Genomic DNA, 20371 nt, shown 5'->3' on the forward strand with positions numbered 1-20371 from the left:
GCGTTTGCGAGCTATTTTTCAGATATAATCAGCCTGAAAATACCGGCGTTGATGGACGAAATCCGGACAGTATTCAGTATCAGTGGAGAACACAGTTGCGCGTCAGCCGCTCACTTACAATTAAACAGATGGCGATGGTCGCGAGCGTGTCCATGGCATTTGTATTGGTTTTTTGCTCTATTTTACTCTTTCACTTTGTGCAACAGAGTCGCTTTACTACGGCCACGCAGTTAGAAAGTATCGCCCGCTCCGTTCGCGAACCGCTCTCTGCGGCTATCCTGAAGGCGGATATTCCCGAGGCGGAAGCCATTCTCGGCCATATTCAGCCTGCTGGCATCGTCAGCCGGGCGGACGTGGTGCTGCCGAACCAGTTCCAGGCGCTGCGGATGCGCTTTATTCCGGAGCGTCCGGTTCCGGTCATGATTACCCGCATGTTTGAGCTGCCGGTACAGATATCGCTGCCGATATACTCCCAGGAACGACCCGCTAATCCGCAGCCGCTTGCCTATCTGGTGCTGCAGGCCGACTCGTACCAGATGTATAAATTCGTGATGAGTACGCTTTCTACGTTAGTGACTGCTTACTTCCTGTTGGTGCTGGTTCTGACGGTGGCGATCACGTGGTGCATCAACCGCCTGATCGTCCGTCCGCTGCGTAAGGTGGCTCGCGAACTCAACGATGTTCCGCAGCAGGAGCGTCTCGGGCATCAGCTGACCCTGCCGCGGCTGCATCATGATGATGAGATTGGCATGCTGGTGCGCAGCTACAATCGCAACCAGCAAACCCTGCTGCGTCGGCACGATGAGCTCTCTTTACAGTCCACCCGCTTCCCGGTCTCCGACCTGCCGAATAAAGCCTTCCTGATGGCGCTGCTTGAGCAGGCGGTGGCCCGCCCGCAAACGTCGGCGCTGCTGGTGGTCGCCTGCGAAACGCTGCAGGACACCGCCGGCGTCCTGAAAGAGGCCCAGCGCGAAATACTGCTGCTGACCCTGGTGGAAAAACTGCGGTCGACGATCCCATCTCGCATGGTGCTGGCGCAGGTCAGCGGCTATGACTTTGCGATTCTGGCTAACGGTATTACCGAGCCCTGGCAGGCGGTGACATTAAGTAAGCAAGTGCTCACTGCAATCAGCGAGCGCCTGCCGCTGCACGGTATCCAGCTTCGCCCCTGCGCCAGCGTCGGAATTGCGATGTTTAACGGCGAACTGAGCGCGGAGCAGCTCTATCGCCGCGCGATTTCAGCCGCCGTCGCCGCGCGGCGCAAAGGTAAAAATCAGATTGAGTTTTTCGACCCGCAGCAGATGGAGAAGGCGCAGCGCCGGCTGATGGAAGAGCACGATATTCTGGCGGCGCTGGATAATCAGCGGTTCGCCATCTGGCTGCAGCCGCAGGTGAATATCGCCAGCGGCGAAGTGTGCGGCGCGGAGGTTCTGCTGCGCCAGCGCCAGGAGGACGGCAGCTGGCTGCTGCCGCCGGATCTGATTGAACGTATTGAGGCCTGCGGGCTGATTGTCCCGGTCGGCTACTGGGTGATGGAAGAGGCCTGCCGCCAGCTTGCCGCATGGCAAAGCCAGGGCATTATGCTGCCGCTATCGGTGAACGTATCGCTGCTGCAGCTGCTGCACCACGACCGGGGCGCAGAGATGCTGACCCTGCTCTCGCGCTATCGCATTGCGCCAGGCACGCTGGTTATCGAAATTACCGAAAGCCGCCGGCTGGACGATCCGCGGACGGTGGTCTCCCTGCTGCGCCCGCTGCGCGAAGCGGGCGTTCGCATCGCTCTCGATGACTTTGGCATGGGTTACGCCGGGTTGCGCCAGCTCCAGCATATGAAATCGCTGCCGGTTGATATCCTGAAAATCGATAAGGCTTTTATTGATATGCTGCCCGAAGATACCAGCATGGTGCCGGCGATTATTCAGCTGGCGCGCGGCCTGAACCTGCGCATTGTGGCGGAAGGCGTTGAGAAACAGGAGCAGTTCCGGTGGCTTCAGGAGGCCGGCGTCGATGTTGCCCAGGGCTATCTTTTTGGCGGCGCCTTACCGCAAGAGGCGTTTACGGCGCAGTTTTTACAGGTGAATGAAGAGGGTGCAAGCCTGTAACGGGATGCTGACTTGTGCGAGTCAGCTCTAAGTTTTTAACAATTCCGTTGCAATTTCACGCTTAGTTATTTCTGAAATGTTTCCCGGGTGTTACTTTTAAGCCACAGACGACATATAACCCTTCCCGGTCTGTGGTTATACCCAAAGGACACCCTATGAAAACCTCTCTCTTCAAAAGCCTTTATTTTCAGGTTTTGTCGGCCATTGCGATCGGTATTCTGCTGGGCCATTTCTACCCGGAACTGGGCGCGCAGATGAAACCCCTCGGCGACGCCTTCGTTAAACTGATTAAAATGGTTATTGCACCGGTTATCTTCTGCACCGTCGTGACGGGGATTGCCGGGATGGAAAGCATGAAGGCCGTCGGCCGTACCGGCGCGGTAGCGCTCCTCTATTTTGAAGTCGTCAGTACCCTCGCGCTGATTATCGGGCTGATCATCGTCAATGTGGTGCAACCCGGCGGCGGCATGAACGTCGATCCGGCCACCCTCGATGCGAAGGCCGTGGCGGTCTACGCCGAGCAGGCAAAAGATCAGGGCATTGTCGCCTTCCTGCTGGATATTATTCCCGGTAGCGTGATTGGCGCTTTCGCCAGCGGCAACATCCTGCAGGTGCTGATGTTTGCGGTGCTGTTTGGTTTTGCCCTGCATCGTCTGGGCAGCAAGGGCCAGCTGATTTTTAACGTTATCGAAAGCTTCTCGCAGGTGATCTTCGGCATCATCAACATGATTATGCGCCTTGCGCCGATCGGCGCCTTCGGGGCGATGGCCTTTACCATCGGGAAATACGGCGTCGGTACCCTCGTACAGCTGGGCCAGCTGATCGTCTGCTTCTACATTACCTGTATTCTGTTTGTGGTCGTGGTGCTGGGCTCTATCGCCCGGATAACCGGCTTTAGCATCTTTAAATTTATCCGCTATATCCGCGAAGAGCTGCTGATTGTTCTTGGCACCTCCTCGTCCGAATCGGCGCTGCCGCGCATGCTGGATAAGATGGAGAAGCTGGGCTGTCGCAAATCGGTGGTGGGGCTGGTGATCCCCACCGGCTACTCCTTCAACCTCGACGGCACCTCCATCTACCTGACGATGGCGGCGGTATTTATCGCTCAGGCGACCAACAGCCATATGGATATTTTCCACCAGATAACGCTGCTGGTGGTGCTGCTGCTCTCCTCGAAAGGCGCCGCGGGCGTTACCGGCAGCGGTTTTATTGTCCTGGCGGCCACCATTTCCGCAGTGGGCCATTTACCGGTTGCCGGCCTGGCGCTGATCCTCGGTATCGACCGCTTTATGTCCGAAGCGCGCGCGCTGACCAACCTGGTGGGCAACGGCGTGGCGACTATCGTGGTGGCGAAATGGGTGAAAGAGCTGGACTCCAAACAGCTGGATGATGTCCTGAATAACCGCGCTCCGGCGAACAAATCGCACGAATTATCCTCTTAAATCCATCTGTTAGGCCGTTGTCCCTTGCTGGACTCCTGGCTCCTGCGCATAATTAGGCATCACTCCCCTGGGTTGGGGAGTGATACTAAATGATTATTTTACGTCTCCATGCGACATTTTCCTCTCCGCGTGGTCTAACCGACGTACTTACTCACCATATTTTTTGGCAGCCCTCCAGCGGGCTGCTTTTGTAACCAGGAATGTTCATCAGGGGTTCACATGCAGGGCACAAAAATTCAACTCTTAACGGGTGGTTTGCTGATGATGGCAGCGGCCGGTTATGTGCAAGCAGAAGCGCTCCAGCCGGACCCGGCCTGGCAACAGGGGACTCTCGCCAACGGACTTCAGTGGCAGGTTTTAGCCACTCCGCAGCGTCCTAGCGATCGTATTGAAGTCCGCCTGTTCGTCAATATTGGCTCGCTGAGCGAAAGCACTCAGCAGAGCGGTTTTAGCCACTTTATTCCCCGCCTTGCCTTGACGCAAAGCGGCAGCCTCCCGACGATGCAGGCGCGCTCCTTGTGGCAGCAGAGCATCGATCCGAATCGTCCGCTCCCGCCGGCGATCGTCTCTTATAACTACACCATGTTTAACCTGAGCCTGCCGAATAACCGCAACGATCTGCTGAAAGAGGCGCTGAGCTGGCTGGCTGACGCCAGCGGTAAGCTGGCGGTGACGCCTGAAGCGGTGAATCACGCCCTGCAGGGCAGCGACATGGTGGCGACCTGGCCGCTGGATACCAAAGAGGGCTGGTGGCGCTATCGGCTGAAAGGTTCCATCATGCTGGGACATGACCCCGCCGCGCCGCTTAAAAATCCGGTCGATGCTGCGAAGCTGAAAGAGTTTTATCAGAAATGGTACACCCCGGACGCCATGACGCTGATCGTGGTGGGCAACGTCGATAGCCGCAACGTAGCGGAGCAGATCAACAAAAACTTCGGCGAGCTGAAGGGCAAACGGGAAACCCCGGCCGCGGTGCCGACGCTGTCTCCGCTGCCGACGACGCCGGTCAGCATCATGACCAATACCGTGCGCCAGGATAAGCTGTCGATTATGTGGGATTCTCCGTGGCAGCCTATTCGCGATTCGGTCGCGCTGCAGCACTACTGGCGCGACGATCTGGCGCGCGAAGCGCTGTTCTGGCACGTGCAGCAGAACCTGAGCAAGAACAATATCAAAGACGTAAACCTCGGCTTTGATTGCCGGGTGCTGTACCAGCGCGCCCAGTGCGCGATCAATATTGAATCGCCGGGCAGCAAGCTCAACGCTAACCTGATCGCGGTTTCCCGCGAGCTGGCGAAGGTCCGCGATAACGGTTTACCGCAGGAAGAGTTCGATACCCTGATTGCGCAGAAAAACCTTGAGCTGCAAAAGCTCTTCGCCACCTACGCGCGTACCGATACCGATATTCTGATCAGCCAGCGCATCCGCTCGCTGCAGAATCAGGTGGTGGATATCGCGCCGGAGCAGTACCAGAAGCTGCGTCAGGAGTTTCTTGATTCTCTGACCGTCGATATGCTGAATCAGTATCTGCGTCAGCAGCTTTCTCAGGATATGGCGTTGGTGCTGCAGCAGCCGCAGGGCGAGCCGGAATATAACATGAAGGATCTGAAGGCGACGTGGGAGAAGCTGATGGTGCCTGTACCGACGGCGACGACCGGAGGCGGCGAGGCTGCCGAGGCGCATAGCGACGCGACGGATATTCCCCCTGCCCAGTAGGCCCGGTTGACGAGGGTCTTCCCGGGCTGCGGCACCGATGGCGCAGCCCGGGAGAGCGTTACTGCGGCATCGCTTCGCGCGGAATAATGGCCCCGCGATACTGGATGACCGTGCTGGCGGTCAGGTGCCCACGAGCGGCTGCTGACCGGGCGTCACCGCCGGTCAGGCGCACGGCGAGGTAGCCGGCGCTAAACGAATCGCCGGCGGCCGTGGTATCAACCACCTTCTCCTTCGGCAGCTTCACGGCAGGGATCTCCTGCAGCGGCTCGCCGACAATCGACACCAGGCAAGAATCTGCCCCGCGTTTTACCACCACCTCTTTGACGCCGGCGGCATGGGTCCGGGCAATCACCTCTTCCGCCGGTTTCTCGCCCCATAGCGCATCTTCGTCATCCAGCGTCAGGAAGGCGATATCGGTACAGGTCAGCATTTGCTGATAAACCTGCTGAGTCTCTTCTTTGCTGGCCCACAGGCGCGGGCGGTAGTTATTGTCGAATATCACCTGCCCGCCGTTAGCGCGGCATTCGCACAGCAGCGTTAACAGCTTCTCGCGGCTCTGCGGGCTGAGAATGGCGAGGCTAATTCCGCTGAGATAGAGGTAGTCAAAGGTCGCCAGCTCTTCGCAGATCGCGGCAGACTGCTCGCTTTCCAGCCAGAATTTTGCCGCCGCTTCGTTGCGCCAGTAGTAAAACGTCCGCTCGCCGGTATCGTCGGTTTCGATGTAATACAGCCCCGGTAAACGATCGGCCATGCGCTGGATCAGGTCGGTTTTGACCTCCTCAGCCTGCCAGGACTCCAGCATCTGCTGGCTGAATGCGTCCGTCCCAAGCGCGGTAACGTAGTGCACGGCGAGCGCGCTGGCGTCGGTCTGACGCGCAATATAGACCGAGGTATTTAAGGTATCGCCGCCAAATCCACGGTTTACCGCCGCGTTTTTCTCTGACAGCTCAATCATACATTCGCCGATAACGGCAATTTTTTTAGACATAATCATGACCTGGGATTGAATCGAAATTAGCGCTAGTGTGCGCTGCGTCGTTTTTATGGTCAACCATATTAAAACATCGTTCCATTATTTTTTTTGACATCACGCGAGTAATGTGACGAAAAGCGCATTTGGCGGAGAAAGATGCGCTTTTCAACTATATTCAGGACTGACGAGGAGCAAAGGAGCTGAGAGGGTATGACCACAACCCGCAAGACGATTGCCATTATCTCGGGAACGATAGTCTTACTTATTGTTCTGTTTTTCATCGTACTGGCGACTTTTGACTGGAACCGCCTGAAACCAACCATTAACCAGAAGGTCTCCGCCGAGCTTAACCGGCCGTTTGCCATTCGCGGCGACCTTGGCGTGGTCTGGGAGCGCCAGCGCGACGAGCGGGGCTGGCGGAGCTGGGTGCCCTGGCCCCACGTCCATGCCGAAGATATCGTCCTCGGCAACCCGCCGGATATCCCGCAGGTCATGATGGTACACCTGCCGCGCGTCGAAGCCACGCTGGCGCCGCTGTCGCTGCTGAGCAAGACGGTTTATCTGCCGTGGATTAAGCTGCAGCAGCCCGATGCCCGGCTGATCAGGCTCTCCGAGAAAACCAATAACTGGACCTTTACCCTCGGTGCGGACGACGCTGCGGCCAGCCAGGCCGAGCCATCCGACTGGTCTTTCCGGCTGGATAATATTCTCTTCGATCGCGGACGAATCGCTATTACCGACAAAGTGACGCGCGCCGATATTACCCTGATGGTCGATCCGCTGGGGAAACCGCTGCCGTTTAGCGAAGTCACCGGCTCAGGGGGCAAAGAGGAGCCAAAGAAGGTGGCGGACTACGTTTTTGGGCTGACGGCTAAGGGGAGCTATCGTGACCAGCCGCTCTCCGGCAGCGGTAAAACTGGCGGCATGCTGGCGCTGCGCAGCGAAGGGACGCCGTTCCCGCTGCAGGGCGACTTCCGCTCCGGCAATACCCGGGTGGCCTTTAGCGGGACGGTGAGCGATCCGCTGAGCCTGGGCGGCGTCGATTTACGCCTCAAGTTCTCCGGCGATTCGCTGGGGGATTTATACGATCTCACCGGTATTGTCCTGCCGGATACGCCGGCGTTCTCCACCGACGGACGCCTGCGGGCGGTGTTCAATCAGCAGGGCGGGTCGCGCTTTAGCTATCGCGATTTCAATGGCCGGATCGGCGAAAGCGATATTCACGGCTCCCTGACCTACGCCACCGGCAAGCCGCGCCCGAGGCTGGAGGGCGATGTGGAATCCCGCCAGCTGCGTCTGGCGGACCTCGGGCCGCTGATTGGCGTGAACTCAGAGAGTAAGGCGAGCAAAGCCGAGCAGCGTAAAGGCGAAGCCGCGTCGCAGCCGGCCGGGAAAATCCTGCCTTACGATCGCTTCGAGACCGACAAGTGGCAGCTGATGGATGCCGATGTCCGCTTCAAAGGGCGGCGGATTGAGCACGGCGGCACGTTGCCGATTAGCGACCTCAGCACTCACGTTATTCTTGAGCGCGGCGACCTGCGCCTGCAGCCGCTGCGCTTCGGCCTCGCCAACGGCACTATCGCCGGCAGCCTGCATCTGCAGGGCGATAAAAAGCCGCTGCAGGGCGCCGCTAACCTGCAGGCCAGGCGCCTGAAGCTCAAGGCGCTGATGCCGAACGTGGAGATGATGCAGAAGACCCTCGGCGAGATGAACGGCGATATGCAGCTGCGCGGCACCGGTAACTCGGTGGCGGCGCTGCTGGGCAACAGCAACGGCAATATCAAGCTGCTGATGAACGATGGCCTGATTAGCCGGAACCTGATGGAAATTCTGGGCCTGAACGTCGGTAACTATCTTATCGGGCAGATCTTTGGCGATGACGAGGTGCGGGTAAACTGCGCGGCGGCGAATGTTGATGTGGTTAACGGCGTCGCGCGGCCGCAGATTTTTGCCTTTGATACCGAGAATGCGCTGATTAACGTCACCGGTACCGCCAGCTTCGCCTCGGAGCAGCTCGACCTGACCATCGACCCTGAAAGCAAGGGGCTGCGCATTATTACCCTGCGCTCTCCGCTGTACGTGCGCGGTACGTTTAAATCTCCGAACGCCGGGGTGAAGGTGGGGCCGCTGATTGCGCGTGGTGCGGTTGCGGCTGCGCTGGCGACGCTGGTCACTCCGGCGGCGGCGCTGCTGGCGCTGGTGTCGCCAGCGGAAGGAGAAGCCAACCAGTGTCAGACGATTTTATCGCAGATGAAAAAGTAGGCGCAGAGGAGAAGCTGCCCGGCGCGGCGCGCCGGGCAGCACAGGATTACAGCGACTGGTGGCGAGTTTCGTGGGTCAGCAGCAGCGCAATCAGCGTCAGCGCGGCCATCGAAGCCAGATAGAGCCCTACCGCCATCAGGCCATAGTTGCCCTGCAGCCAGGCTGCGATATAGGGCGCAACGGAGGCGCCAAGAATCGACGACACGTTATAAGAGAACGATGCGCCGGTGTAGCGTACTTCCGTCGGAAACAGCTCCGGCAGCAGGGCGCCCATCGGGCCGAAGGTCAGCCCCATCAGGCTTAAGCCGATCAGCAGAAATGCGAAGACCAGCGCCGGCTGACCGGAACCCAGCAGCGGTTTAAAGGCGAACAGGGCGAAGAGAATAATCATTGAGGTAATGACGATCATGCTCTTACGACGACCAAACGCATCCGCCAGCAGGCCGGCAATCGGCACCATCACGCCAAAGCCAATTACCGCCATCATCAGCATCCACAGCACTTCGTTACGCGGCAGACCGAGGCCCACCGGCGCAGCGCCGGTGCTGAAGGTCATGGAGTAGACGGTCATGATATAGAACAGGGTATAGGTGGCCAGCATGATAAAGGTGCCGAGTACGGTCACCCGCACGTGCTTAGTCAGCAGCGTCCCCAGCGGGATTTTTACCTGCTTCTTCGCCGCAGCGATTTTGGCAAAGACCGGCGTTTCATGCAGCGAAACGCGGACATACAGCCCGATAATGACCAGCACGGCGGAGAAGATAAACGGCACGCGCCAGCCCCATTCCATAAACTGCTGGTCGGTCAGCAGCCAGGAGAGCAGCAGGAAGGTTCCGTTTGCGAAGAAGAAGCCGATAGGCGCGCCCAGCTGCGGGAAGGAGCCGTACAGCGCGCGTTTGCGCGGCGGGGCGTTCTCGGTTGCCAGCAGCGCCGCGCCGCCCCATTCGCCGCCCAGGCCAAGCCCCTGACCAAAGCGCGCCAGCGCCAGCAGCATCGGAGCCAGAATGCCAATGCTCTCATAGCCCGGCAGCAGGCCGATGACTACGGTAGAGATCCCCATGGTCAGCAGCGAGGCGACCAGCGTTACCTTACGGCCGACGCGATCGCCGAAGTGACCGAACAGCGCTGAGCCAATCGGACGCGCGACGAAGGCAATGGCGAAGGTTGCCAGCGACTGTAGCGTCGCGGCGGCAGGATCGCCCTGCGGGAAGAAGATATGCGGAAATACGATAACCGCGGCGGTGGCGTAGATGTAGAAGTCGAAGAACTCAATGGCGGTGCCGATGAGTGAGGCAACGACGACCTTATTGCGCGAGTTAACCGGTGCGGTTTCCTGCGCCTTGTCGAGCGTGGTGGCTGTGGCTTGCATAGATCTTTCTTATTTTTAGCGAACGAAAGGCCATATAGCCACAGCAAAAGCGACATTTCAATCTGTAACAGGGCGCGGAGGAGGCTAAAAAATGGGCAAAAAGCGGATAATTTTCGTGCCTGAAAAATAACTTCTATGAAATGCTTCACATAAATAAAACAATAGCAGATAAAACCAGGTTTAGGTTAAATAAAAGTTACGCGTTGGATTTATCTGCTGAAATGATGGATCGGGCTGAATGATACCTCTCCGTTCAGCCCGATACGGCGTCAATCGTGGGTTTTCCCCGGCATCCGGCGGTCGTCTTTATACTCGGCGGTGGCAATCCACGCCGCGCAGAAAAGCGTCAGGCGCGCGAAGAAATAGAAAAAGGCCATCAGTCCTAAAACGGAGCCAAACGCGGCGCCCGAAGGGGACTTCACCAGCGCTGGCAGCGTCCAGGTCATCACGATTTTGATGACCTCAAAGCCGATTGCCGCAATCATCGTGCCGCGTATCAGCGCCTTGCGCCGCGGGCGGTGGCGCGGCAGGCGCCAGAATATCCAGAAAAACAGCAGGTAGTTGGCGAAAATTGAGATCGCCAGGCCAATTAGCCGCCAGGCCGGTTTTAACCACTCAATGTTATCGAGATACAGCGCGGAGATAATGGTCTGCTGCGCGGCGCCGGCAATGGAGGTAATGGACAGGGTAATAATCAAGGCGACCAGCAGGCCGATTAATGAAATAAAGTCGCGGAAGTATTTTACCCAGATTTTTTCCTGATCCTGCGGCGTACGCTCCCAGACGTCGCGGGACTGGGCGCGGATGGCTTCCCGCAGGTTGCCCATCCAGTTAATGCCGGAATAAAGCGCGACCAGCAGCCCGACCAGGCCGACGGTAGTGCGCTGCTGAACCGCGGTATTGATGGTGTTCTTCAGCGTCGCCGCCAGCGTCGGATCGCTGACGTTGAGCAGGATTTTATCGAAGATGTCCTGCAGCAGCGTCGGATGCCAGGTGAGGACAAAGCCGGCGGCAGCGAAGGAGACCATCAGTATCGGGATCATCGACAGAAACGAGAAGTAGGTGATGGCCGCGCCGAACTGATTGCCCAGGCGGTCGTTAAAGCGCTCGGCCGCGCGGATCAGGTGCGCAATAATCGGATTCCGCTGGACCTTTTCCGCCGTCCCGGTCACGCTTTTCAGCGCCTGGTTTGCTTTCTGTCCCACGGCGGATTCGTTGATGGCGGCCAGCTTGCTTTTACTTTTTTCCAGCTGCTGGCCCGGATCCTGAGTCGGGCGTGTGGCGTCGTTTTCCGGTGTCATTAGTTATTTCTTCCTTTCTTTACAGCGAGATTCAGCAAAAATTATATACGCAAAATGCCGGTTGCGGCGGCGGGGCGGCAAACCCGACCGCAGGGCCCCGGCAAAACGGGCCCCTCGCGGGCTAATCGACGTAGCCTTTCATCACGCCACCGAGCCACTCCATAAACAGGTGTACGCGGCGCGAAAGATTGCGCCGATGCGGGTAGATTAGCGAAACCGGCAGCGGTTCCGCGCGGTATTGAGGCAGAATTTCAATCAGCTCGCCGGTACGCAGCGCTTCGCGAACGCCGACGCGCGGAACCTGAATAATACCCAGCCCGGCCAGGCAGGCGGCCTGGTAGGTCTCGGTGCTATTGACGGTCAGTATGCCGCCGGTTTTTACCCAGCGCGCGGCGCCATCGCTGATGACCTCAAAACCCGCCGGGCGGACGCCAAGGGTGCTGGCATAGTGGATCAGGGCATGATCGCCGAGATCGTCAAGAGAGTGCGGGTAGCCGAAGCGCGCCAGATACTGCGGGCTGGCGCAGTTAATTTGCGTCAGCTTACCCAGCGGACGCGCGATCAGGCCGGAATCTTTCAGCGTACCGACGCGGACGACGCAATCAAAACCTTCACGGATCACGTCAACCAGCCGATCGCTGCTGCTCAGTTCGAGCTCGATCCCCGGATACTGCTGCAAAAAGGCCGGCAGCCGCGGAATAATCAGCTTTTTTGCCAGGCCGACGGGCATATCTACCCGCAGTCGTCCGCTGATGCTGGAGGGATCGTGCTGGAATATTCCGTCCAGCTCCTCGAGGTTGCTCAACAGATCTTTGGCGCGTTCGTAATAGACCATCCCGTCCTGCGTCAGCTGCACCCGGCGGGTGGTGCGGTGCAGAAGGCGCGCGCCGAGGTGGCTTTCCAGCGCCTGGATCTGGCGCGATACGCTGCCTTTCGGCAGGCCCAGGGTGTCGGCGGCGCGGGAAAAGCTCTCCAGCTCCGCCACGCGAATAAACAGCTGCATTGCGTGAATTTTATCCATGCCCGAGACCTATTGTTGTTGTCATAGAAACAGTAAAACGTAATTTAGCGTATTTATTGTTTTTCCGTCAGCTAATAAGCTCTTTTACGATGCAAATGCAACTGATAAGGGGTTTCTGATGACACACCGTATTGCTTTAGTGACCGGCGGCAGCCGTGGATTGGGAAAAAACGCGGCGCTGAAGCTGGCGGCGAAGGGAACCGATATTATCCTGACCTACCACAGCAACCGGCAGGCGGCGCTGGAAGTTGTCGCTGAAATCGAACAAAAAGGGGTTAAAGCTGCGGCATTAGCGCTTAACGTCGGCGATACGGCGAGCTTCGAAAGCTTTGCTCTGGAGGTGGAAAAACTCCTGCAACAGCGCTGGCAGCGCGGCACCTTTGATTATTTATTAAACAACGCCGGGATCGGTCTCAACGTCGCCTTTGCTGAGACCCGCGAAGCGCAGTTTGATGAGCTGATGAATATCCATTTTAAAGGCCCGTTCTTTCTGACCCAGCGTCTGCTGCCGCTGCTGCAGGACGGCGGGCGCATCCTCAACGTCTCAAGCGGGCTGGCCCGCTTTGCGCTGCCGGGATACGCCGCCTATGCATCAATGAAAGGAGCGATGGAGGTGCTGACCCGCTACCAGGCAAAAGAGCTGGGCGCGCGCGGGATCTCGGTGAACATTATTGCGCCGGGGGCCATCGAGACGGACTTCGGCGGCGGCGTGGTGCGCGATAATAAGCAGGTAAACCAGCATATTGCGGCACAAACGGCGCTGGGGCGGGTTGGGCTGCCGGACGATATCGGCGATGCGATAGCGGCGCTGCTGAGCGACGATCTGCAATGGATGAACGCCCAGCGCGTGGAGGTTTCCGGCGGGATGTACCTGTAAGCCGTCAGGCCGCGGCGCTAGCCCGCTGCGGAGGCGGGCCGGTGATAATCGCGCGGCAGCAGGCCAAATAGCCAGTCGTTATGCCAGCGGCCGTTGAGCCAGTAGCATTCGCGCAGCTCGCCCTCCAGCAGAAAGCCGGTTTTCTGTAACAGGCTTTTCGAGGCGATGTTGCCGGCGGTAACTGTGGCGGTCAGGCGACGGACGCCGCCTGCGGAAAAGGCGAAATCGCACAGCGCCTGCAGCGATTCGTAGCCGTAGCCTTTTCCCTGGGCTTGGGGAGTGAACAGGAACCCGACCTCAGCGCAGTCGTCCTCGTGGTGCCGATAGCCGGTTATGCCGAGCGGCGTATGGGTGTGTCGATCGCGGACGATCAGGCACAGCCAGTGCCTGGCGCCCGGCGTCCACGGCGACAGGCGCGAATCGAAGGCTTCACGGATCTCGGCGAGCGGGCGCGAATCGGCAATATAGAGCATCACCTGCGGATCGCGCTGCAGGGCTAAAAAGAAGGACCAGTCATCCAGCTGCAGCGGCGAGCAGCGCAGTCGTGGCGTAAGCAGTTCAGGCATAGTTCAGGATTCCTGCAACGGTCAATAGCGTGACCATAGCAGGACATTCTTCGCCGGAATAGCACCTGGTTATAATGGCTCGCCGTAGAGGCCTATCAGCCGACGCACCACGCCGTTGGTCCAGCCGAAACCATCCTGCAGCGGGTATTCCCCGCCGCCGCCTTCGTGAGGGACGCCGCTGGCAATATGGTACTTCTCAATCAGCTTATGATGCTGCTTGTAGAAGTGGTTCACCGTTTGCAGCCAGCTTTGGGCTATCTCATCGCCGAGCGGGTCCTGGCCGTACATTTTAAAGCCCTGCACCGCCATCCACTGCAGCGGCGCCCAGCCGTTGGGCTTATCCCACTGCTCTCCGCTTTCATACTCGGTGGCCATAATGCCGCCAGGCGTCAGCAGGCGAGCCCGCACGACGTCGGCAAGGCGATCCGCCTGCTCATGCGTGGCCATCCCGACGTACAGCGCCACGATGCTGGCGGCCGAAAATAGCGCCAGCTGCTCGCGGCGCCAGTCGTAATCGCGGAAACAGCCGCTGTCGTCGTCCCACAAATAGCGCGTCACCGCCGCCCGACGGTCGCTGGCCTTCTGGCGAAAAGCGGCTTCCGTTTCGCGATCGCCCTCAACGCCGGAGAGATTGGCGATCGTATTTTCCAGCTTGAACAGGAACGCGTTCAAATCGATGGGGATAAACTGGGTGGTGCGAATACTCGCCAGGCGGGTGATATCGCGCAGCCAGCGGCTGGAGTAGTCCCAGCCGGAGGCAGCGCCGGCGCGCAGGTCGCGATAAACCTCGTTAGGCGGGCGGCCGGAGCGTTTTGCCGTTTCCACATCTTCGCGCCAGGACTCGTCGCGCGGGGTGTCGCGATCGTCCCAGTAGCGGTTGAGCAGCGAGCCGTCCGGCATACGTACCGCGTGGCGATACGCCTGGTTCGGGATCAGCGACTCGGCGCCGTCCATCCAGAAGCGGTACTCCATCTTCAGATGCTCAAGGTAGCGGCGAGCGCCGCGCACGCCGTCCTCTTCAAACAGCTCAACCATCAGGGCAAAAACCGGCGGCTGTGAACGGCTGAGGTAGTAGGTGCGATTGCCGTTAGGGATATGGCCGTAGGTTTCAATCAGCCAGGCGAAGTTATCCGCCATGCACTTCAGCAGGTCTTCGCGGCCGCTCTCCGCCAGACCCAGCATCGTGAAGTAGGAGTCCCAGTAGTAGGTCTCGCTAAAGCGGCCGCCGGGCACAATATACGACTGCGGCAGCGCCAGCAGCGACGACCACGGGATATGATCCTGCGGCTCGCGGGTGAGGATCGGCCAGAGGTGATCGATATGCTCCTTCAGGGATCGCTTAGGATCGGAAACGTAATCTTCCGCGCGATGATCCGGCAGCCAGAAGTGATCCTCGACGAACTGCCGCAGATCGAACCCTGGGGTGCGCCTCACCCGGCGGTAGTGGATTAAAATATCCAGCGGGTCCTGCTTTGGCGCGCAGTCGGGGAAGGTTTTGCTGTCGGCGAAAATGCGCGATTTTTGCACGTGGGCGAACAGCTCCAGATAGCGATCGGCCGGGGTCAGGGCGTCAGACGCCGGCAGCCCCTCGATAATTTCTGGCTCCGGTTCGGCGTCGAACATTTCGTCCAGTTTTAACTCATACGGATCGGCTTCGTAGCGCAGATCGACGTCGATCTTCAACTCATCGCTATTATCGTTGCGTAATGTCTGGCTGGACATAGTGATACGGACCTCCGGATCGCGTCGCTTAATGGCGCCGGGTATCCCCGGCATGGTTTTTAAGCTTAGTCATTCGCTTCGGTTTTCGTGGGGGAAACTGTGCGGCAGGTCACGCTTCTGTGCAAATACCTGAAGGCTGTATTTTTATTACTAACTGATTTTTATCGTTAATTTATGATCTGATGCTCTGAGGCGCGCGGAAAAATTCAGAGCAATCGTTTTGCAACAAAATCTTATTTCGTCGGGCTGACGCGGGATCACTCCCACGCCGCTTCCAGCATCTCCAGCAGCTGTTCGCTACTCAGCGTGACCGGGTTGGCTTTCATCGACGATGAGCCGCTGGCGGCCAGCGCGGCGGGCTCAAGCGCCTGATGCGCCACGCCAAGGTCATTCAGGTTGCCGAGCCCCGCGCTGCGGCTCCATTCGTGCAGGCTCTCCCAGGCGGTATCCGGATGCACGTTGAGCCCGTCGGCCAGCCAGCGGCGCACGTCGTTAAAGCGCCCGCGCAGGGCTTCATCGGTGACCAGCGATTCGTTAAGCGCGAGGCCGAAGGGCAGCAGGCAGCCGCACAGCGCGCCGTGGGAGGCGTTGCTCAGGCCGCCCAGCGGTCCCGCCAGGCCGTGAACCACGCCGAGACCGGCATTGGCCAGCGCCAGGCCGCCGCACAGGCTGACCCAGGCCATTTCATCGCGGCTCTGCGGGCACTCTTTCGCCATCAGCGTTTTTAGCGCTTTGATGCCGCGCGGGATCGCTTCCCGGCACAGGGCGTCGGTAAAAGGATTGGCTCGGGTACACAGCCAGGGTTCGATAAGCTGGGTGATCGCATCGAGGCCGGAGCCCAGCGTCACCGCCCGCGGCGCGTTATCGGTGAGCGCCGGGTCGACGATCGCCAGGTCCGGCAGCATACGGTCATCGCGCAGGCTGACCTTACGCTGCTGCTGCACGACGTTAATCACCGCGTTTTTCGTCACCTCGGCTCCGGTGCCGGAGGTGGTGGGGATGGCGACAAACGGTAGCGGATGCGCCTCCAGTACCCGACCGCTGCCGACCACTTCCAGATACTCGATGACCTCCCCGGATGCCGGCACCAGCGCGGCGATCGCCTTGCCGGCGTCGATAACCGCGCCGCCCCCGAGGCTCACTACCGCCCCGACGCCCTCTTCGCGGGCCAGGCGCACGCCCTGTTCGATAGCATGCAGGTCGGGCTCATGGGCGATGGAGAGGGTCGTCACCTCAAGCGCGTGGGCGCGAAGTTCGGCCAGCAAAAAGTCGGCCCGCTGCGGGCTGGCGCCATGCACCAGCAGCACCTTGCCGCTGTGCTGGGCCAGCCAGGGCGCAGCGCTCCGCGCCAGGCCGCGACCAAAACGAATATTTCCCGGGGTTAAAACGTTAAAGGGGGTCAGCATCACGGGCTCCTGTATCGGCGAAAAAGGCTGGAATCAACTATACCCTAAATAATTCGGGTTGCAGGAAGGCGGCAACGCAGGTAAGTGACCGGGGCGAGCGAGGAAAGCCAACGCATATGTCATTACATATTATCCGCCAGGCTGCTCCGTTGCTGGCTGTACTCGCGCAGCCGATGGAGTATGGTGAATAAAACGTCCCTTCGGTTAAGGAATCCCTGACAATGCTAAGAATACTGGGTAAACGCTCATCAATTAACGTCCGTAAAGTGTTGTGGACCTGCGAAGAAGCGGGCCTTGAGTATCAGCAGGAAGATTACGGTAGCGGATTTCAGCCGATTGATACCGCGGAGTTCCGCGCGCTGAATCCGAACAGCCTGGTGCCGGTTCTGCTGGATGACGACTTTGTCCTGTGGGAGTCGAACAGCATCTGTCGCTACCTGGCGCGCAAAGCCGGGCGCGACGATCTGCTGCCCGCCGCGCCGCGGGCGGCTGCCGAGGTCGAGTGCTGGATGGACTGGCAGGCCACGGAGTTTAATAACGCCTGGCGCTACGCGTTTATGGGCCTGGTGCGTAAGGACCCGCGCTTTCAGGACCCGGCGGCGCTGAAAGAGAGCATTGCCAGCTGGACCCGCTGCGTGCAGATAGTGGACGCTCAGCTTCAGCAAACCGGCGCGTGGCTGGCCGGCAGCCGGTTTACGCTGGCGGATATCGTTCTGGGCCTCTCGGTCCATCGCTGGAAAATGACGCCCTTCGCCCACCCGGAGATGCCGGCCGTTGAACGCTGGTATATGGCGCTCAACCAGCGCCCGGCGTTCATGCGCCACGGTAATAACGGCACGGCGTGACGGCGGGATAAAAAAATGTCCAGAATTACATCGCCCTGGGCGTTAAATTCAGCCTGTTCGCTTTGCAATCACCGACGACTGCCGTTACGATCTGCGTCCCTTTTTTATCCACCCGGTAGCGCGTACGGCAGGAAGGTATGGTTTGAGCAGGCGGTTGAGCCCTGTGTTGCTGGCGTCTCTGCTGCTTGTCGGATGCTCCGGAACGCTTTCGCAAATGAGTGTCCCTTCTGACGAAACCAGTCAGGTTGGGCAAAACGGGCATCTGCTCTCCATTGATTCCTTCGTTAACCATTATATGCAGAGCAAGCAGGTGAGCGGCGTGGTGGTGGCGGTTATCCAGCATAACGGCCCGGCGGAATTTCACTGCTACGGCGTGACCGATGCGAAAAATCGCTACCCGATTACCCCGGATACGCTCTTTGCCCTGGGATCGCTGAGTAAAGGGATCACCGCCGAGGTGATAACCCTGCTGGTCAATGAGGGGCGGTTGCAGTGGGACGATACGCTCTCCATGCTGCTGCCGCCGGAGATCCGGCTGAGCGAGGATGCCCAAAAAATCACCCTGCTACAGCTGGTCACGCATACCTCCGGCCTGCCGCGTCAGCCGATGAACCTGCTGTCGCTGGAGCATCTGCTGGCCTACCTGAGCGATGGGGAAAACTTCTACCACGACCTCGACAGCGACGATGCGCTGGGCTATCTCCGCACCTTCAGCGCGCCGCGGGTGCGTGAGCCTGAGTACTCCAATCTTGGCTACGCCGTTCTGGGCTACATCCTCAAATATCAGACCGGGGAATCCGTTGATACGCTGGCGTCGCGGATGATTTTCCAGCCGCTGGCGCTGCAGAGCACCAGCTTCGTGCCGTCAACGCTGCGCGGATACTCCCGGCGCGCGCTCGGGCATGCGGGGGATCAGCCGAAATTTAAAACCCGCGGAGCGCTGACTCCGGACTGGCAGTTCAGCAACAATATGGTCGGGGCGGCAAACCTGTACAGCGATGCCCGGGACCTGATCGCCTGGGCCCGCGCCCATTTTTCACCGACCCATAACGCGGCGCTGGATAAAGCCTTTGCCGACGTCGGCGCGGACTACTATCCGCGGCAGACGGAGGCGGCGAATATTGCCTGGGTTACCGATACGATCGGCGGGCAGAAAATTACCTATCAGGTGGGCTATATCGGCGGCTATTCCAGCTATATCGGTTTCGATAAAGCGAACCAGAATGCGGTGGTGGTGCTGCAAAATAGCTTTAACTGGAGTAACTACATCGGGCATGCGATTTTGCAAAATCAGGCGGCGGGAACGGCTTATCAGGCGCGCCATGAGGGGTTAAAAAAAGCCCCGTGAGTACGGGGCCTTGAAGATTAGCGCATGGTAACGAACTCTTCCGCGGCGGTCGGGTGAATCGCCACGGTATTGTCGAAGTCCTTCTTGGTGGCGCCCATCTTCAGCGCGACCGCAAAGCCCTGCAGCATTTCATCCATGCCGAAGCCGATGCCGTGAATACCGACAATCTTCTCTTCCGGACCGACGCAGACCAGCTTCATGCGGCACGGCTGGCGGTGCGAGGTCACGGCGGTATACATCGCGGTAAAGGACGATTTATAGACCTTCACCGCCTCATCGCCGTACTGCTCGCGGGCCTGCGGCTCGGTTAAGCCGACGGTGCCGATCGGCGGGTGGCTGAAGACCACGGTCGGGATGTTGCTGTAGTCCAGATGCTCTTCCGGCTTGTTGTTGAACAGACGCTCGGAGAGGCGGCGGCCGGCGGCAACGGCGACCGGCGTCAGCTCGACCGCGCCGGTGTTATCGCCCACCGCGTAGATCCCCGGCACGCTGGTGTTCTGCAACTTATCCACGACGATATAGCCTTTGTCGTTGGTCTTCACCCCGGTAGCCTTGAGGTTGAAGTTATCGGTCTCCGGCTGGCGGCCAATGGCCCAGATCAGGCAATCGACGGTCTGGCTGCGGCCATCTTCCAGGGTCAGGGTCAGGCTGCCGTCGGCGTTTTTCACCACCGACTGCGGAATGGCGTGGGTATGCAGCTGCGGGCCTTCGGCGTTCATCACCTCAACCAGCGTCTCGACAATCAGCGGATCGAAGCTGCGCAGCGGCGCGTGCTTGCGCACGAACAGATGCGTCTCGGCCCCCAGACCGTTAATCACGCCCGCCAGCTCAACGGCAATATAGCCCGCGCCGACAACCGCCACGCGCTTCGGCAGCGCCGGCAGCTCGAAGAAGCCGTTGGAATCGATGCCGTACTCTACGCCCGGAATCGACGGATGGCTCGGGCGGCCGCCGGTGGCGATGAGGATATGATCGGCCGTCAGGGTTTCGCCGTTGACTTCAACCGTTTTGGCGTCGATAAAACGGGCGAAGCCTTTAATCACGTCGACCTTATTTTTACCCAGCACGTTGTCGTAAGAGGTATGAATGCGGTCGATATAGGCGCTGCGGCTGGCAACCAGCCTGTCCCAGTCGAAGTGATTGATGGTGGTATCGAAACCGTAGTCCGGGCCGTACAGGTGAATCGCTTCGCGAATCTGCGCCGCGTGCCACATGATCTTCTTCGGTACACAGCCGACGTTAACGCAGGTGCCGCCCAGATCTTTCGCTTCAATCAGGGCGCACTTCTGGCCGTACATCGCCGCGCGGTTGATGGAGGCAATACCGCCGCTGCCGCCGCCGATAGCAATGTAGTCATAATGTTTGCTCATGAGTCATATCCTTAATATCTGAATGCTGCGATTGTATACCGGAAATCAATA

The 20371-nt window shown here is 59.2% G+C and carries 15 protein-coding genes; 7 read left to right on the top strand and 8 right to left on the bottom strand.

The features are described from left to right. Positions 1 to 95: 95 nt before the first annotated feature. From hmsP to NWP14_RS16695, 3 genes are all read left to right on the top strand, one after another. Positions 96 to 2102 (top strand): biofilm formation regulator HmsP, encoded by a 2007-nt coding sequence (gene hmsP / locus NWP14_RS16685; protein ID WP_095102820.1) that lies wholly within the window; start codon positions 96 to 98, stop codon positions 2100 to 2102. A gap of 155 nt (positions 2103 to 2257) precedes the next feature. After that, positions 2258 to 3544, top strand: coding sequence for a dicarboxylate/amino acid:cation symporter (locus NWP14_RS16690; protein ID WP_095102822.1), 1287 nt, complete (start codon positions 2258 to 2260; stop codon positions 3542 to 3544). A 219-nt stretch (positions 3545 to 3763) separates the two neighbouring features. Next, entirely contained in the window at positions 3764 to 5260 is a 1497-nt protein-coding gene (locus NWP14_RS16695) for a pitrilysin family protein (protein WP_095102824.1), read from the top strand. Positions 5261 to 5318: 58 nt separating this feature from the next. Here the strand turns inward: NWP14_RS16695 and NWP14_RS16700 are convergent, their stop codons facing one another. Next, positions 5319 to 6248, bottom strand: coding sequence for a sugar kinase (locus NWP14_RS16700; protein WP_095102826.1), 930 nt, complete (start codon positions 6246 to 6248; stop codon positions 5319 to 5321). 195 nt (positions 6249 to 6443) lie between these two features. On the opposite strand from NWP14_RS16700, the gene NWP14_RS16705 reads away from it, so the two are divergent. Continuing rightward, positions 6444 to 8495: an AsmA family protein gene (locus NWP14_RS16705; RefSeq protein WP_375215686.1), complete on the top strand. Its 2052-nt coding sequence runs from the start codon at positions 6444 to 6446 to the stop codon at positions 8493 to 8495. A gap of 46 nt (positions 8496 to 8541) precedes the next feature. Here the strand turns inward: NWP14_RS16705 and NWP14_RS16710 are convergent, their stop codons facing one another. The 3 genes from NWP14_RS16710 to NWP14_RS16720 form a co-directional block, all read right to left on the bottom strand. After that, positions 8542 to 9864: an MFS transporter gene (locus tag NWP14_RS16710; protein WP_095102830.1), complete on the bottom strand. Its 1323-nt coding sequence runs from the start codon at positions 9862 to 9864 to the stop codon at positions 8542 to 8544. 269 nt (positions 9865 to 10133) lie between these two features. Next, complete coding sequence (yhjD, locus tag NWP14_RS16715; RefSeq protein ID WP_095102832.1) at positions 10134 to 11165, bottom strand: inner membrane protein YhjD; 1032 nt, start codon at positions 11163 to 11165, stop codon at positions 10134 to 10136. 121 nt (positions 11166 to 11286) lie between these two features. After that, positions 11287 to 12186 carry a LysR family transcriptional regulator gene (locus NWP14_RS16720; RefSeq protein ID WP_375215687.1) on the bottom strand — a complete coding sequence of 300 codons (900 nt, stop codon included), beginning with the start codon at positions 12184 to 12186 and terminating at the stop codon, positions 11287 to 11289. A gap of 118 nt (positions 12187 to 12304) precedes the next feature. Between NWP14_RS16720 and NWP14_RS16725 the strand changes: the two genes are divergently transcribed. Beyond that, positions 12305 to 13063, top strand: coding sequence for an SDR family NAD(P)-dependent oxidoreductase (locus NWP14_RS16725; protein WP_095102837.1), 759 nt, complete (start codon positions 12305 to 12307; stop codon positions 13061 to 13063). A gap of 17 nt (positions 13064 to 13080) precedes the next feature. Here the strand turns inward: NWP14_RS16725 and NWP14_RS16730 are convergent, their stop codons facing one another. The 3 genes from NWP14_RS16730 to NWP14_RS16740 form a co-directional block, all read right to left on the bottom strand. Further along, a complete protein-coding gene (locus tag NWP14_RS16730; RefSeq protein WP_331850227.1) occupies positions 13081 to 13629 on the bottom strand; it encodes a GNAT family protein in 549 nt (182 codons plus the stop codon). Positions 13630 to 13698: 69 nt separating this feature from the next. Next, positions 13699 to 15351: an alpha,alpha-trehalase gene (locus NWP14_RS16735; protein ID WP_375215688.1), complete on the bottom strand. Its 1653-nt coding sequence runs from the start codon at positions 15349 to 15351 to the stop codon at positions 13699 to 13701. 257 nt (positions 15352 to 15608) lie between these two features. Next, positions 15609 to 16757 (bottom strand): iron-containing alcohol dehydrogenase, encoded by a 1149-nt coding sequence (locus NWP14_RS16740; protein WP_331835111.1) that lies wholly within the window; start codon positions 16755 to 16757, stop codon positions 15609 to 15611. Positions 16758 to 16978: 221 nt separating this feature from the next. Here NWP14_RS16740 and NWP14_RS16745 point away from each other — a divergent pair, with 221 nt between their 5' ends. Beyond that, on the top strand, positions 16979 to 17602 hold the full coding sequence (locus tag NWP14_RS16745; protein WP_375215689.1) for a glutathione S-transferase family protein: 624 nt from the start codon (positions 16979 to 16981) through the stop codon (positions 17600 to 17602). Positions 17603 to 17816: 214 nt separating this feature from the next. Continuing rightward, positions 17817 to 18950: a serine hydrolase domain-containing protein gene (locus NWP14_RS16750; protein ID WP_331835112.1), complete on the top strand. Its 1134-nt coding sequence runs from the start codon at positions 17817 to 17819 to the stop codon at positions 18948 to 18950. 17 nt (positions 18951 to 18967) lie between these two features. Here the strand turns inward: NWP14_RS16750 and gorA are convergent, their stop codons facing one another. Continuing rightward, positions 18968 to 20320 (bottom strand): glutathione-disulfide reductase, encoded by a 1353-nt coding sequence (gene gorA, locus NWP14_RS16755; RefSeq protein WP_315301359.1) that lies wholly within the window; start codon positions 20318 to 20320, stop codon positions 18968 to 18970. Positions 20321 to 20371: the final 51 nt, after the last annotated feature.

The organism is Klebsiella sp. C349492 (assembly GCF_042055345.1).
GTDB lineage: Bacteria > Pseudomonadota > Gammaproteobacteria > Enterobacterales > Enterobacteriaceae > Klebsiella > Klebsiella scottii.